The 13,798-nt window shown below is 35.1% G+C and carries 15 protein-coding genes; 9 read left to right on the top strand and 6 right to left on the bottom strand.

Annotated elements, in window-relative coordinates:
- Nucleotides 1-106: 106 nt before the first annotated feature.
- Together EG359_RS12185 and EG359_RS12180 are read right to left on the bottom strand one after the other, a co-directional pair.
- Nucleotides 107-442 (bottom strand): DUF3276 family protein, encoded by a 336-nt coding sequence (locus EG359_RS12185; RefSeq protein ID WP_034679055.1) that lies wholly within the window; start codon nucleotides 440-442, stop codon nucleotides 107-109.
- 99 nt (nucleotides 443-541) lie between these two features.
- The gene (locus tag EG359_RS12180; RefSeq protein WP_076355052.1) at nucleotides 542-2,203 is read right to left on the bottom strand and encodes an ABC transporter ATP-binding protein; all 1,662 of its coding nucleotides are present in this window, start codon (nucleotides 2,201-2,203) and stop codon (nucleotides 542-544) included.
- 91 nt (nucleotides 2,204-2,294) lie between these two features.
- Here EG359_RS12180 and EG359_RS12175 point away from each other — a divergent pair, with 91 nt between their 5' ends.
- The 7 genes from EG359_RS12175 (at nucleotide 2,295) to EG359_RS12145 (ending at nucleotide 8,346) form a co-directional block, all read left to right on the top strand.
- Nucleotides 2,295-3,200 (top strand): transcription antitermination protein NusB, encoded by a 906-nt coding sequence (locus tag EG359_RS12175; RefSeq protein WP_076355050.1) that lies wholly within the window; start codon nucleotides 2,295-2,297, stop codon nucleotides 3,198-3,200.
- 1 nt (nucleotide 3,201) lies between these two features.
- Nucleotides 3,202-3,714 (top strand): DUF1573 domain-containing protein, encoded by a 513-nt coding sequence (locus EG359_RS12170; RefSeq protein WP_076355048.1) that lies wholly within the window; start codon nucleotides 3,202-3,204, stop codon nucleotides 3,712-3,714.
- A gap of 4 nt (nucleotides 3,715-3,718) precedes the next feature.
- The gene (gene yajC, locus EG359_RS12165) at nucleotides 3,719-4,072 is read left to right on the top strand and encodes a preprotein translocase subunit YajC (RefSeq protein ID WP_076355046.1); all 354 of its coding nucleotides are present in this window, start codon (nucleotides 3,719-3,721) and stop codon (nucleotides 4,070-4,072) included.
- 98 nt (nucleotides 4,073-4,170) lie between these two features.
- Nucleotides 4,171-4,905: an SDR family NAD(P)-dependent oxidoreductase gene (locus tag EG359_RS12160; RefSeq protein ID WP_076355044.1), complete on the top strand. Its 735-nt coding sequence runs from the start codon at nucleotides 4,171-4,173 to the stop codon at nucleotides 4,903-4,905.
- Nucleotides 4,906-5,300: 395 nt separating this feature from the next.
- Nucleotides 5,301-6,155 carry a mechanosensitive ion channel family protein gene (locus tag EG359_RS12155; protein ID WP_076355042.1) on the top strand — a complete coding sequence of 285 codons (855 nt, stop codon included), beginning with the start codon at nucleotides 5,301-5,303 and terminating at the stop codon, nucleotides 6,153-6,155.
- Nucleotides 6,156-6,300: 145 nt separating this feature from the next.
- Nucleotides 6,301-6,870 carry a Crp/Fnr family transcriptional regulator gene (locus EG359_RS12150; protein WP_076355282.1) on the top strand — a complete coding sequence of 190 codons (570 nt, stop codon included), beginning with the start codon at nucleotides 6,301-6,303 and terminating at the stop codon, nucleotides 6,868-6,870.
- 207 nt (nucleotides 6,871-7,077) lie between these two features.
- Nucleotides 7,078-8,346 (top strand): adenylosuccinate synthase, encoded by a 1,269-nt coding sequence (locus EG359_RS12145; RefSeq protein ID WP_076355040.1) that lies wholly within the window; start codon nucleotides 7,078-7,080, stop codon nucleotides 8,344-8,346.
- A gap of 25 nt (nucleotides 8,347-8,371) precedes the next feature.
- On the opposite strand, the gene EG359_RS12140 is transcribed toward EG359_RS12145, so the two are convergent.
- The 3 genes from EG359_RS12140 to EG359_RS12130 form a co-directional block, all read right to left on the bottom strand.
- Nucleotides 8,372-8,989, bottom strand: coding sequence for a hypothetical protein (locus tag EG359_RS12140; protein WP_076355038.1), 618 nt, complete (start codon nucleotides 8,987-8,989; stop codon nucleotides 8,372-8,374).
- A 56-nt stretch (nucleotides 8,990-9,045) separates the two neighbouring features.
- Nucleotides 9,046-10,800 carry an aspartate--tRNA ligase gene (gene aspS / locus EG359_RS12135; RefSeq protein WP_076355036.1) on the bottom strand — a complete coding sequence of 585 codons (1,755 nt, stop codon included), beginning with the start codon at nucleotides 10,798-10,800 and terminating at the stop codon, nucleotides 9,046-9,048.
- Nucleotides 10,801-10,936: 136 nt separating this feature from the next.
- Entirely contained in the window at nucleotides 10,937-11,296 is a 360-nt protein-coding gene (locus tag EG359_RS12130; protein WP_076355034.1) for an ankyrin repeat domain-containing protein, read from the bottom strand.
- 111 nt (nucleotides 11,297-11,407) lie between these two features.
- On the opposite strand from EG359_RS12130, the gene EG359_RS12125 reads away from it, so the two are divergent.
- Together EG359_RS12125 and EG359_RS12120 are read left to right on the top strand one after the other, a co-directional pair.
- The gene (locus tag EG359_RS12125) at nucleotides 11,408-12,802 is read left to right on the top strand and encodes an MATE family efflux transporter (RefSeq protein ID WP_076355032.1); all 1,395 of its coding nucleotides are present in this window, start codon (nucleotides 11,408-11,410) and stop codon (nucleotides 12,800-12,802) included.
- A gap of 125 nt (nucleotides 12,803-12,927) precedes the next feature.
- Nucleotides 12,928-13,047 carry a 30S ribosomal protein THX gene (locus EG359_RS12120; protein WP_076355030.1) on the top strand — a complete coding sequence of 40 codons (120 nt, stop codon included), beginning with the start codon at nucleotides 12,928-12,930 and terminating at the stop codon, nucleotides 13,045-13,047.
- Between the two features lie 60 nt (nucleotides 13,048-13,107).
- Here EG359_RS12120 and EG359_RS12115 read toward each other — a convergent pair whose 3' ends face one another.
- A complete protein-coding gene (locus EG359_RS12115) occupies nucleotides 13,108-13,755 on the bottom strand; it encodes a DUF937 domain-containing protein (RefSeq protein WP_076355028.1) in 648 nt (215 codons plus the stop codon).
- Nucleotides 13,756-13,798: the final 43 nt, after the last annotated feature.

Here is a 13,798-nt window from a genome sequence, read left to right as displayed (position 1 = left end):
GAAAAGCACACCTTTTTTATGTTTTTAAATAAAGAGTGAATATCTTGTTTTCAAGGCATAAAAAAAGCACCTTTTTCAGATGCTTGTGTTTTTAGATATTCTTTTTTTAAACTTCGTCGTCAGAATCTATTGTGTAAGATTTGCTTTTGAAGTCTTTGTCATGTTTTTCTGAAATTACATCCTCACCCTTTTCATTAATGATGAAATCTGTGGACTCATTAAACATCTCCTGAAAACTCTTAAAATCTTCCTTGTAAAGGTAAATTTTATGCTTCTCGAATGTAGCTTCCCCATTCTCTCCGAAATTTTTCTTACTCTCAGTGATTGTAAGATAATAATCTCCTGCTTTCGTCTCGCGCACATCAAAGAAATAAGTTCTTCTCCCTGCTTTTAACACCTTCGTGAAAATCTCATTTTCATGGCGTTCCTTGTATTCACTCATTGTTAGATATTTTTTAATCTTGTTAAGAACAAATATAAAAGAATTCTTTTAATCACAAAATTTTTTTTATGATTTATTTAACAATTGAGAACGAAACAGCTAAGCGGTTACAGAATTGGCAATTTCCGTCAGATTGATGATTTGATCTGCTTTTTGAGCGCTAGACTCTCTGTGTGTGATAATTATGGATGTCGCATTACCAATTTTTTTATCAATATTTTCAAGAATATTCTGCTCTGTTTCCGTATCTAAAGCGGATAAAGAATCATCAAAAATAATGATATTTGGGTCCTTTATTAATGCTCTGGCTATACAAATTCTTTGCTTTTGTCCTCCCGAAAGCATCACTCCACGTTCACCAACAAGTGTTTTATATTGTTCCTTAAACTCAACAATATTTTTGTGTACATCCGCAATCTGGGAATACTCTACCACCTTTTCATGAGATGGATGATCAATTGCAAAACCTATATTGTTTTCAATGGAATCTGAGAATAAATAACTCTCCTGAGGAATATATCCAATGAAGTTCCTGTAATTAGTCAGATTGTGGTCTTTCAGATTTTTACCGTCAATCAAGATTTCTCCTTCAGTAGGATCTATCAGCCTGCATAAAAGGAGTGCAATGGTAGATTTTCCGCTTCCTGTTTTACCCATGATGGCCAATGATTTACCGGCTTTAATGGTAAAGCTTAAATTATCAAGTGCCTTGATTCCTGTATTAGGATACACATACGATACATTTTTGAATTCAATATCTCCTTTGATAGGATAATTCTCGAAATTCGTATTAACAATTTCCGATTCTTTATCCATGAATTCATTAATCCTTTGCATGGAAGCCTCAGCCCTTTGATTGACTGAAGTTACCCAACCCACCATAGAGAATGGGAAAATCAAGGTATTAATATACATGAAGAAATCAGCAATTTTACCGATGCTTAATTCTCCGGCAATATATTTTGTTCCTCCAATCCAGATAACGGCAACATTCAATAATCCAATTACAAATAAAATAATAGTAAAGAAATAGGCTTCAGTTTTAGCAAGATCCAATGCCTTGTTTTGATAATCAGTTACCTTGATCCCGTAATTTTTTTGAATGTATTTTTCCCTTGCGAAGAACTTTACAACACGAATCCCCGAAAAACTATCCTGTACAAAAGTTGAAATAGCAGACTGGCTCTTCTGCATTACCTTCGATTTTTTATTGATAATTGAACTTACCTTATAAATAGCATAGGATAAAATAGGAAGAGGAAGCAAGGTCCATAAAGTCATGGAAGCATCTGTTTTCACCATATAAATGGCTGTAATCACAACAAGAACGATCAGGTTGGCAACATACATTACCCCAGGACCTAGATACATTCTTACCGCTACAACATCTTCACTTAACCTGTTCATTAAGTCTCCAATGGTTGTTTGCTTATAATCCGTTAAGGACAAATCCTGATAATGTCTGTAGATTTTATTCTTAAGTTCATATTCAATTCTTCTGGAAGCCACAATGATGGTTTGCCTCATCATAAAGGTGAAGAATCCTGTTAAAAGTGAACAGCCCACAATGATTCCAACATAAATTAAAACCTGGTGGTTGAAGCCAAGATTCCCGTTTTTAGTAAGCTCGTCTACAGATTTCCCTACAAACTGAACTTTATATATATTGAAAAAATTACTGGCAATAATAAATAATACCCCCCAAAACAATAGTATTTTGTGCTTCCAAAAATAGGGGTTTAAGGTTTTTAGCGCTTTCATATAGTTTTACAAATTTACAAAAATGTAGTCAGACTACGAATTCAATCAATTTTAAATTTTGTATCTTTGCAGTCATAAAAAAGCTCTTTGAATGTTAGGAAGACGACAAATCCGTGAAAAAGTAGTACAGACAGTGTATTCATACTATCAGAATCCTGTGAAATTTGATGTTTTAGAGAAAAACATGTTCGCTGGAATAGAGAAAATCTATTATCTCTATATCTATCAGCTTAATTTTTTAGTAGGACTTAAAGATTTAGCGGAACATCAGATCGAAATTGGGAAAAACAAGTATCTGAAAACTGATTCAGACATCAACCCTAACCAAAAATTCATCAATAACCAAGTATTGCTTAAACTGGAAGAAAATCCAGAAAGATTGTTCTTCACAGGTCAGCACAAGCAGCTGAAATGGGATATGCATGATGATTTATTGGTAAAGACTTTCCAAAGAATTACTGCGGGAAAACGTTATCAGGATTTCATGAAAGAAGAAGGATTCTCCTTTGAAGAAGACCAAAAATTTATCGGGAAATTATTCTTAAGATATATTGCTGAAAATGATGATTTTCATGATTATCTTGGGGATAAGGAACTTTCTTGGTATGATGATATTCACATTGCCAACTCAATGGTACAAAAGACAATCGGGTTCCTAAGAGAAGATGAAGAAAGCAGAACTTTAATCAAGATGATTAAAGATGAAGAGGATAAAACTTTCGCCGGCAAGCTATTGAGAGATACCCTGAATAACTGGGAAAACAACGAGAAAAAGCTTGGCGAGAGATTAGAAAACTGGGACCTGGAAAGAGTTTCTCTAATGGATAAAGTAATTTTGTCTACTGCAATTGCAGAACTTGATAACTTTGCGTTAACCCCTTCAAGAGTTATTATTAATGAATATATCGAGATTGCTAAAGTATTTGCAACCGACCGTTCAAATATCTTCATTAATGGTATTTTAGATAAATATTGTAAAGATCAAAATAGAATATAAAATGAAAAAGACGTTATCAATTATCGCCTTGTCAATTATAGGCTTTGGTTTAGTTTCATGTAAAAAAGAAAACAAAGAAACTCAAAGCCCTGAAACTATCGTTGCTGACTCTGCAACTGCCGGAGCTCCAGTAATTACAGATTCTGCAACTGCTGCTGCTCCTATTGCAAGTGAAGCTGCTGCACCGGTTTCTAACGAGCCATCTACTTCTATTGCTTTATCTGAAAGCAACTTCGATTTTGGAAAGATCAAAAAAGGAGATAAAGTAGAGCACGTATATGAAGTTACCAACACAGGAAAAAATCCTTTGGTTATTTCTGAAGTAAAGCCTGGATGTGGATGTACTGCTCCTGACTTCACAAAAGAACCAATCATGCCTGGTAAAAAAGGAAAAATTACTTTGCATTTTGACTCTTCAAACTTTGACGGAAACGTTCAAAAGTATGCAGATGTTTTTGCAAACGTAGAAAAAGCACCAATTAAATTAACGTTCACTGCGAACATTCAACCATAATAATATGTTGACATTATTTTTACAGGCACAAGGATCTTCACCAATGATGCTGATTATGATGGGTGTGATGTTTGTTGGGTTTTACTTCCTGATGATAAGACCTCAGATGAAAAAACAGAAGCAGGAAAAAAACTTTCAGGAAAACCTTAAGGTAGGAACAAGAGTAGTTCTTACATCTGGTCTTCACGGAAGAATTGCTCAGGTTCAGGATGATGGTTTTGTAATCGAAACATTATCAGGAAAACTGAAATTCGAGAAAGCAGCTGTTTCCAGAGAAATGACAGAAACTCGTTTTGGAGATAAAGCAAAAACTGCTGATAAAAAAGAAACTGTTACTACAACTGAAGAAAGTAAATAATTCAGTTTGAAAAATACCAGCTGCGGCGGGTGAACGAAGTTCACCCGCCGCAGCTTTTTTATACCCCATACTTTTAAAAAAGAAATTATCTTTGCCTTATGAATCAAAACACAAACAAAACTGTTCTTATCCTTGGTGCTAATTCAGACGTGGCGAAGCAATGTATCAAGCAATATCTTGAAAAAGGCTTTTCGGTGATGGCTGCTTCCAGAAATACAAAATCCCTTGAAGATTTTATTCAGGCCAATAATTTGAATCCATCTAAGTGTTCAGTTTTTTATTTTGATGCCGCCGATTTTGATTCTCATCAGAAATTTTATTCAGAACTTTCCGTAAAGCCTCATATCGTTGTATATGCTGCCGGTTTCTTGGTTGATAATCAAAAAGCACTGACTGATTTTAAAGGGGCAAAGCAAATGATGGAAGTCAATTATATGGGTGGAGTTTCTATCCTGAGCATTATTGCAATGGATAAAAACAACAGCAATCTGGAAAGAATCATCGGGTTGTCTTCATTATCAGGAGTGAGAGGGCGCAAAAGTAATTTTGTTTACGGAAGTACAAAAGCTGCTTTTACACAATATCTGGCAGGTTTAAGACAGGAATTAGCTTCCCGTAAAATAGCGGTTAATGCCTTGGTTATAGGCTATATCAGAACAAAGATTAATGAGGGATTGGAACTGAATGAATCCTTGATAATGGAGCCGGACTATGTGGCAAAATTTATCGTTAATGCCGGAAATTCTTTCACTATCGTTCCAAATTTTAAATGGAAAATAATTTATCATATTCTTAGGCTTTTACCGGAAAGTCTAGCCGCAAAACTTCCTTAGTCAAAAGGATGAGAAATCATATTTTTGCAATTAAAAAACAGCTATTCCCCATTTCTATTTATATGTTTCGAATTAGAAAAAATTGTTGGCTTTTTTAATAAATAAAAGATTTTAATCTCTGAAAAAGATACTTCGGTATTTTTTTTGTTATTATAGAAGTCAAATTATTTCTTCCCGGCAAGAAATTTCTAAAATGATCATTAGTAAAGCGGAAACAATCTGTTCTGCTATCAATCTATTTTCAGTTATAAAATACTATTGACTTTAACTCTAAAGGTTAAGGTTAAATTTTCTTTTAAAAACAGATTGTGTTTTTGTTCAATTTCATTTTAAAATCCTTTTTGCCAAAAGAATTAATAGATGACAAGCTAATACAAAAATAAGTAGTATATAAAATGGACGATTTAAAATTGAATAACATTCAGCAGCATTGGGATACCCTAATTACTTCAGCAATTTCGTGGGCACCAAGAATTTTTACGGCAGTAGTTTCTGCATTACTGATTTACCTGATTGGCTCCTGGATGATAAGAATGATTAAGAAGCTTGCCGCAAAAGGTTTCAAGAAACGTAATATGGAAGCTTCATTACAGCATTTTCTTTTAAATATTATCAATTGGGCTCTTAATATTTTGCTTTTCATTGTTGTAGTAACTCAATTAGGAGTACAAACCTCAGCGTTTGTTGCCATGATTGGTGCGGCAGGTTTAGCAGTAGGTCTAGCATTACAGGGATCTTTGACTAATTTTGCTGGAGGAATTCTTATATTATTATTAAAGCCATTTAAAATAGGAGACTTTATCTCTACAAATTCTGGTGTTTCAGGAACAGTACAGGCGATAGATATTTTTCATACGAAGTTGGTTACACCGCAAAATCACTTAATTGTTATTCCTAATGGAGTGGTTTCAAACAATAGTATTACTAATTTTACTCAGCTAGGTACCCGAAGAACAGCATTAGACATCGGAGTTGCTTATGATGCTGATCTTAAGAAGACCAAAGATATATTAATGGGAGTCATTAAGAATAATCAACATGCTCTTACAGATCCTGCACCACAGGTAGTGGTAACAACGCTTGGTGATAGTGCAATTAATTTATCAATAAGGGTTAGTTCTTCTACAGAAAACTTTTGGAAAATGAATGAAGAGCTTATCATTGATTGTAAAGATGCTCTTGATAAAGCGGGAATTGGAATTCCATTTCCACAAAGAGATGTTCATGTTTATAATAAACAGTCGATATAACTTTAATTTCAAATAATAGAAAAATCCTGCATTATTATTAATGCAGGATTTTTCTTTCATAAATAAAAGACTTTGTTGTCAAATGACAATTGTTTTTACAGTTCACTTTTATACCTTTATATTTCCGCAATTATGGGTGAAAACTATGGAAGAACTTTTTAATTACATCAAGAAATTTGGTCTGCTGAATGAGCAGGATGAGCTACTCATTGCTGAGGGTATTCAGGAGGTTTCTGTACGTAAAGGAGAAGTTTTTGTTGAAGCAGGAAAAGTAAGTCAGAAGATTGCTTTTGTGAAGGAAGGGGTCTTTCGGTCTTTGTATTATAATAAGCAGGGGGATGATTTTACCCGTTACTTTATTTATGAGGGAAGATTTATCGGAGATTTTCAAGGATTTACCGATCAGCTGCCTGCCCACGAATATATTGAAGCCATTACGGATGCGGTACTCCTTGTTATTGATTTAAGGCATTTTAAAACCCTTGAAGAGAAGATTACCATCTGGCCTGTTTTATTTGCAAGAATTCATGGTTTTGTAACAGAGAATAAGCTTAAGGTGGCAAGCATCATGCTTAATCAGGATGCAAAAGCCCGTTATACTCATTTTCTCAATCATTATCCAGGCCTTGCCAACAGGGTTCCACAATCTATGCTGGCTTCTTATCTGGGGGTTACTCCATCTTCGTTAAGCCGAATCAGAAGAAACATTCTATAGAATCATAAGGGTAATTTAGATCCGCAAATTTCACCATTATCCATAAAGTTGGTCTTTAAGCATTCAGTAGCAGTGTGCTTTAATTGTTCATAAATATCAATAATAAGTACTTTTTATATCCTATATTATACAAATTAGCCCTTTTTGCCAAATGACAATGGCCTCCCTTTTAAACCTCCATAGCTTTGCATCATAAAATTTAAATATATGGATATCGTATTAGGATTGCAGTGGGGTGATGAAGGAAAGGGAAAGTTTATTGATTTGATCAGTGAAAACTATGACATTACAGCACGTTTTAATGGTGGTTCCAATGCTGGACATAGTATAGAACGAAATGGGCAGAGAATTACGCTTAAAATGATTCCCTCAGGAATTTTTATGAAAAATGTTCTGAATGTTATCGGTACAGGAACTGTTCTTGATCCTGTAAGCTTTAAAAAGGAAATTTTAAATCTTAAGGTATTTGACGGAACTATTCAGCCGGAAAAAAATATAATCATTTCTAGAAAAGCACATTTTGTACTGCCTACCCATAAGCTTCTGGATATTTTCATGGAGGAAAGCCCGGAGTATACAACGATTGGGACAACAAAAAATGGTATTGCACAGGCTTATTCAAATAAAATTTTAAGACAAAATCTAAGAGTTGGAGATCTATTTTCCCCGGATTTTAAAAGTAGGGTAGAACAGGTAATGGAAAGGGAATACAGATTTATTGCCGGAGGAAATAGAGAACTGCCGTCTCTAGAAGCTATTACTAACGAATTTTTTGAAGCGGTAGAATTTCTAAAGCAATTCAATATTACGGAAACAGAAATTGTTTTAAACAAAGCTTTGTCTGATGGTAAAACAATATTGGGTGAAGGTTCCCAGGCAGCAATGCTGGATATTGATCATGGTACCTACCCTCATGTAACCTCTTCTTCAACAATAGCTGCAGGGGCTTGCAGCGGATTAGGTGTATCACCGAAAAAAATAGGTGAGATCTTTGGTATTGCAAAAGCCTATTGTACCAGAGTAGGTAACGGTGTATTTCCAACGGAACTTTTTGATGAGCTAGGAAATGAAATCAGAATAAAAGGGAATGAATTTGGTTCCAATACAGGACGTCCCAGAAGAATTGGCTGGCTGGATCTGCCTGCTTTAAAATATGCAGTGATGATCAATGGTGTTACACAGTTAGTACTAACTAAGGCTGATGTTTTAAGTGGATTGAAGTCTGTAGCGGTTTGTACACACTATGAACTGGAGGACGGAACCATTCAGTCTGTTTCCGGAATACTTCCAGAAACTGCCAAGCCCATCTTAAAATGGATGAATGGATGGGATGCAGATTTTTCAATTATTGAAGAACCAACTGCTCTTCCACAGGAACTAATGGATTTTCTTTCATTTCTGGAAGAAGAATTGGAAATTCCTGTGACCTATCTTTCTACAGGTCCGGGAAGAGAACAGATACTGAAAATGAAATAATTTTCTATAAGTATAAAAGCGGGAGTTACTTCCCGCTTTCATTTTGTTTTTCCCAGTCTTCCAAAAATTCAAGATCAAGATAATAGTTGGTAGGAATGTATTTGTCAAAGTGAACTTTTGTTGAGGTATATTGCTGAAGAATTTCGTTTAATTTCGTCTTATCAATATTTGTAAAAGCTGTGAGCGTTATTAATGATTTGTCTTTAATATATTCAATGGTAATTTTGGATTTTACAAACTCAATACCTTCTTTATTATAGAAAATATTGGCATAGCCATTCTGATCTTTACCAACTCCAAAAACATAGTTTTCTATCATACAGCGACTCAAATCTACATTTTCAGTGATTTTGTGACGTTTTATATCTTGAATAACAATTTCTTTATTAAAATTTTCAAGAGGAAATCCTTTCTCACTTTCAATAATTGAATAAATATAATAGTAAATAGGGGCCAGAATAAGAATTCCGATTACAAAATAGCCTGCTTTAAAGTCTAAGCTACTTTCATATTTTGAATAACCAATTCCGTGATAAAAGCAAAGCAGACCAACCAACCAAATGATAAAGATTGCCAATTTCCATGGTGTCCATTTTTTATTTTTAGGAAGCGGATTGTTTATCTTTTCCTCGGATTTATTCATCTGTTGAATTTTCTATTTAGATATAAAAAAAGCGGGGCAAATACCCCGCTTTAAATTTATGCTTTTAAATTCAATTTCAGTTCAAGTTCATCGAGCTGTGCATCAGCGATAGAAGCCGGCGCGTCGATCATTACATCACGACCTGAGTTATTCTTAGGGAATGCAATATAATCTCTGATCACTTCATTTCCATCAAGGATCGCCACTAAACGGTCAAAACCGAATGCCAAACCACCATGTGGCGGTGCTCCGTACTTAAATGCATTCATTAGGAATCCAAACTGAGCCTCAGCTTCTTCTTTTGTGAATCCTAATAAATCAAACATTTTAGACTGTAGGTCTCTGTCAAAAATTCTTATAGATCCACCTCCAATTTCGTTTCCGTTCAGTACCATATCATAAGCGTTCGCTCTTGCTTTACCGGGATCTGTTTCCAATAAGTGAATATCTTCCGGTTTTGGAGAAGTGAAAGGGTGGTGCATTGCGTGGTATCTTTCAGTATCTTCATCCCATTCCAATAGAGGGAAATCAACTACCCAAAGTGGGGCAAACACATTTCCTTTTCTTAATCCCAAACGGTTTCCAAGCTCCATTCTCAATGCAGAAAGCTGGGCTCTTACCTTATTTTCGTTTCCTGAAAGAATCAACATTAAGTCACCTTCTTTTGCTCCAAATTTCTCAATGATCTTAGAAAGGTCTTCTTCATTATAGAACTTGTTAACAGATGAGGTTTTTACTCCATCATTCTGGAATTTTGCCCAAACCATTCCTGAAGCTCCAACCTGAGGACGTTTTACCCAGTCTACAAGCTCATCAATCTGCTTTCTTGTATATTCTGCACATCCTTCTACATTGATTCCTACAACCAGTTCTGCTTCATCAAATATTTTAAAGTCTTTTCCTTTTACAAGTTCATTAAGCTCTACAAACTCCATCCCGAAACGGATATCCGGCTTGTCATTTCCATATTTTCTCATCGCATCCGCGAAAGTCATTCTTGGGAAATCTCCGAATTCCTGACCTGTGATATCTTTGATAAGAGTTTTAGTCATTCCCTCGAAAACATTCATTACATCTTCCTGCTCTACAAAAGCCATTTCGCAGTCGATTTGTGTAAACTCCGGCTGTCTGTCTGCTCTTAAGTCCTCATCACGGAAACACTTTACAATCTGGAAATACTTATCCATTCCACCTACCATCAAAAGCTGCTTGAAAGTTTGTGGAGACTGTGGTAAAGCATAAAACTGTCCCGGATTCATTCTGCTTGGCACAACAAAGTCTCTTGCTCCTTCTGGAGTAGACTTGATTAAAACAGGAGTTTCTACTTCAATGAAACCTTCATCAGATAAATAATTTCTTACTTTCTGAGCCATTTTGTGACGGAAAATCAATTTATCTTTTACCGGATTTCTTCTGATATCCAGGTAACGGTATTTCATTCTTAATTCCTCACCACCGTCAGTTTCATCTTCAATGGTAAATGGAGGAAGCTGCGAATCGTTAAGAATTGTTAGTTTCTCAACTAAAATTTCAATTTCTCCTGTTGGAATATTAGGGTTTTTACTTACTCTTTCAATGACTTTTCCGGTAGCCTGAATTACAAATTCACGCCCCAATTTTTTAGCTTCTTCCATCAATTGAGCCGAAGAACGGTCCTGGTCAAGAACCAATTGGGTAATTCCGTAACGATCTCGAAGATCTACCCAAATCATAAATCCTTTATCACGGATAGTCTGTACCCATCCTGATAGTGTAACTTCTTCATTCAGATTTTTCAGAGATAGTTCTCCGTTTGTGTGCGATCGAAACATAATTATTTGTTTAAAGTTCAATGTTTAAGGTTCAGCTTAGAACCTTTTTTTTCGTTGGCAAAGATAAGATTTTTACAGGTTTTATAAATAAAAAAAACTCCCTTTCGGAAGTTTTTGAATATTGTTTTTTGATTTTTTAATCTCTGTTACCACCTCTGGCAGTTATTAATTTTATAGTCTCAGGATTTTTTCCTAACTCTGCCAATTCAAGTGGTGTTTGGTTTTGGCATTTTTTATTAACATTTACTTTATTATCTAATAGAAAAGCTATAATGATGTTTTTCCCAGATAAGGCACTGAAGCCAAGTGGAGAGAAATATTCGTTTCCTACCAAGAAACACTTATTATAATCCCCCGGTGTAAACTGCTTTTTAAATGTTGCAATATCATCAGAATGGATGGATTTCATTTTATCCTGAGTCATTCTCTGAGCTGACAGCATATTGGCAGATGCTAAAACTCCAAATAGAAAAATTGTAGAGATTATTTTTTTCATAAGAATAATTTTTAAGAATGTACAAATCTAATTAATTTTTATTATCATTTGCCAAGTTTTGGTAATAAATGGATTTGTATTTTTGAATTTATATAAATTATTGATTGACAAATGACAAAATATATTGACTTTTTGAAAAAAGCCTTTAGTGGAGAAGAAACCGATTTTACAAAGGTTAATATTAGAAGCGCCGTTCTTCTCTTAGCGATCCCGATGATGCTGGAAATGGCTATGGAATCAGTATTTGCCTTGGTTGATCTCTACTTTGTAGGACACTTGAAAGAGAGTGGTTTTGCTATTCAGACGGTGGGACTTACAGAATCTGTACTTTCCATTATGTATTCCATTGCTATTGGGATGAGTATGGCTGCAACTGCTTTGGTGGCAAGGAGAATTGGTGAGAAAAATCCGGAACAGGCATCCAGAAGTGCAGCACAGGTTTTGATGGTGTCATTTGCTGTAACTTTTGTTTTAAGTTTATTCGGGGTGATCTATGCCGAGGAAATCCTGATTCTTATGGGATCGAAGCCTGAAGCTGCAGCCTATGGAAAAGACTTTACAAGGATTATGATGGGTAGCAGTACAATTATAATGCTTTTATTTCTCATCAATGGTATTTTTAGAGGGGCAGGAAATGCGATGATTGCCATGAAAAGTTTATGGATCGCCAATATTGCGAATATTATCCTTTGTCCTGTTTTGATAAAAGGATTGGGGCCTATTCCTGCTTTGGGACTTACGGGTGCAGCATTGGCAACAACAATAGGGAGAAGCATAGGGGTAATTTATCAACTGTACCATCTTTTAGTGGCAGATACCCAGATTCGTATTAAGCTGGATTATTTTAAACCCAAGTATGATTTGATTGGATCTATCATAAAAATTGCAACTCCCGGAATTTTTCAGTTTGTGATTGCTTCATGCAGCTGGATTTTTCTTGCTGAACTTGTGGCAACTACAGGAGGGGAAAATGCCTCTGCGGGTTATCAGACTGCATTAAGATTAATGATGTTCTTTATACTTCCTGCATGGGGATTAAGTAATGCTGCTTCTACATTAGTAGGACAGAATATGGGGGCCAATGAAATGCTAAGGGCAGAACAATCTGTGATGAAGACCGTAAAGTATAATGTGGTTTTCATGCTGGTTGTAAGTTTGATATTTATTTTTTTTGGGAATATTTTAGTTAGCTTTTTTACTAAAGAATTAGAGATTAAGGACTTTGCTAAGAATGCGCTTCATATTATGAGTGTTGGTTTTGTTTTTTATGGAGTTGGAATGGTGATGATCAATGCCTTCAATGGTGCAGGGGATACCTGGACGCCAACGTGGGTCAATCTTTTTGGGTTTTGGCTGTTTCAGATTCCCTTGGCTTATTTTCTTTCAAAATATATGGAAATGGGGCCAAAAGGAGTTTTTATTTCAATTCCGGCAGCAGAGACTGTGATTACCATCGTAGCTTTTATTTTATTTAAAAGAGGAAAGTGGAAAACAGTAAAGGTCTAAAAGAGATTAAGGGAAAGATGATTATAAACAAATTTTCACTTATTTTATAAAATTTTAACAACTTAATTCGTTGTGTTTTAAAATGATGTTTCCTAAATTCGTAGTAACAACAAATATTTATTACTATGGGAAAAGGAGACAAAAAATCTAGAAGAGGTAAGATTAATTCCGGAAGTTATGGAAAAAGAAGACCTAAAAAGACTTCAAAATCTGTTGTAGCAGTAGAAGAAAAGTCTAAAAAGTAAGATCAATAAAAAAGACCAAAGAGTATCTCTTCGGTCTTTTTTTATTAAAAATTAAATTAATTATTTTCCAAAAATATTTCCAAGGATACCTCCTAATCCGCCTTGTTGCTGCTGATTTCCACCACCAAGTACGCTTCCTAATATATCATTCAAAGGGTTGCCTGATGATTGAGATTGTCCACCACCCAGAACACTTCCAAGAATGTCATTTAAAGGATTGGATTGTTGAGTTTGAGCCTGGCTGGAAGCATTTCCAAGGATTCCTCCTAAAAGATCTCCTAAACCTCCTGCACCAACATTGCTTTGTTGCTTTTGTTGGCCAATATATCCCATTACTACTGGTGCTAACATGGCAAGGATAGGTCCGATTTTATCTATTGAAATTCCAGTGTTTTGTGATAACTGGTTTTCTACAGTACTTTTTTGTCCGCCAAAAATATGGTCAAGGATAGATCCGCCTTCTGCTTGTCTTGCTTCAATTTGTGAAGGATCATTTAAGATGCTTCCATTATGGTCTTTATCAAGTGCATTGTTTAAAGCTTCTGCTTCTTTTGCATCTTGTGATTTATTTCTAAGATAAGAAATGATAAGAGGGGTAGCAACGGCCAATAGAGCAATTACTTGATTTCTATTGATTCCGAATTTGTTTTCAGCCTGTTCTGCAACCTGGCTGCTAGTGTTCCCTGTAAGTAGGTCAATTAAGCTCATTGTTTGTGTTTGTTTAAAGTATTAACTGAACCAAAGTTATCAA

Source organism: Chryseobacterium joostei, from assembly GCF_003815775.1.
In the GTDB taxonomy this organism is placed as follows: Bacteria; Bacteroidota; Bacteroidia; order Flavobacteriales; family Weeksellaceae; genus Chryseobacterium; species Chryseobacterium joostei.
Note: the sequence above shows the minus strand (reverse complement) of the source record. Positions and strands in the feature narration are given on the sequence as shown.

Coding starts and splice junctions, on each gene's coding strand:
- EG359_RS12185 (WP_034679055.1), bottom strand. CDS start 442: ATGAGTGAATACAAGGAACGCCATGAAAATGAGATTTTCACGAAGGTG.
- EG359_RS12180 (WP_076355052.1), bottom strand. CDS start 2,203: ATGAAAGCGCTAAAAACCTTAAACCCCTATTTTTGGAAGCACAAAATA.
- EG359_RS12175 (WP_076355050.1), top strand. CDS start 2,295: ATGTTAGGAAGACGACAAATCCGTGAAAAAGTAGTACAGACAGTGTAT.
- EG359_RS12170 (WP_076355048.1), top strand. CDS start 3,202: ATGAAAAAGACGTTATCAATTATCGCCTTGTCAATTATAGGCTTTGGT.
- yajC (WP_076355046.1), top strand. CDS start 3,719: ATGTTGACATTATTTTTACAGGCACAAGGATCTTCACCAATGATGCTG.
- EG359_RS12160 (WP_076355044.1), top strand. CDS start 4,171: ATGAATCAAAACACAAACAAAACTGTTCTTATCCTTGGTGCTAATTCA.
- EG359_RS12155 (WP_076355042.1), top strand. CDS start 5,301: ATGGACGATTTAAAATTGAATAACATTCAGCAGCATTGGGATACCCTA.
- EG359_RS12150 (WP_076355282.1), top strand. CDS start 6,301: ATGGAAGAACTTTTTAATTACATCAAGAAATTTGGTCTGCTGAATGAG.
- EG359_RS12145 (WP_076355040.1), top strand. CDS start 7,078: ATGGATATCGTATTAGGATTGCAGTGGGGTGATGAAGGAAAGGGAAAG.
- EG359_RS12140 (WP_076355038.1), bottom strand. CDS start 8,989: ATGAATAAATCCGAGGAAAAGATAAACAATCCGCTTCCTAAAAATAAA.
- aspS (WP_076355036.1), bottom strand. CDS start 10,800: ATGTTTCGATCGCACACAAACGGAGAACTATCTCTGAAAAATCTGAAT.
- EG359_RS12130 (WP_076355034.1), bottom strand. CDS start 11,296: ATGAAAAAAATAATCTCTACAATTTTTCTATTTGGAGTTTTAGCATCT.
- EG359_RS12125 (WP_076355032.1), top strand. CDS start 11,408: ATGACAAAATATATTGACTTTTTGAAAAAAGCCTTTAGTGGAGAAGAA.
- EG359_RS12120 (WP_076355030.1), top strand. CDS start 12,928: ATGGGAAAAGGAGACAAAAAATCTAGAAGAGGTAAGATTAATTCCGGA.
- EG359_RS12115 (WP_076355028.1), bottom strand. CDS start 13,755: ATGAGCTTAATTGACCTACTTACAGGGAACACTAGCAGCCAGGTTGCA.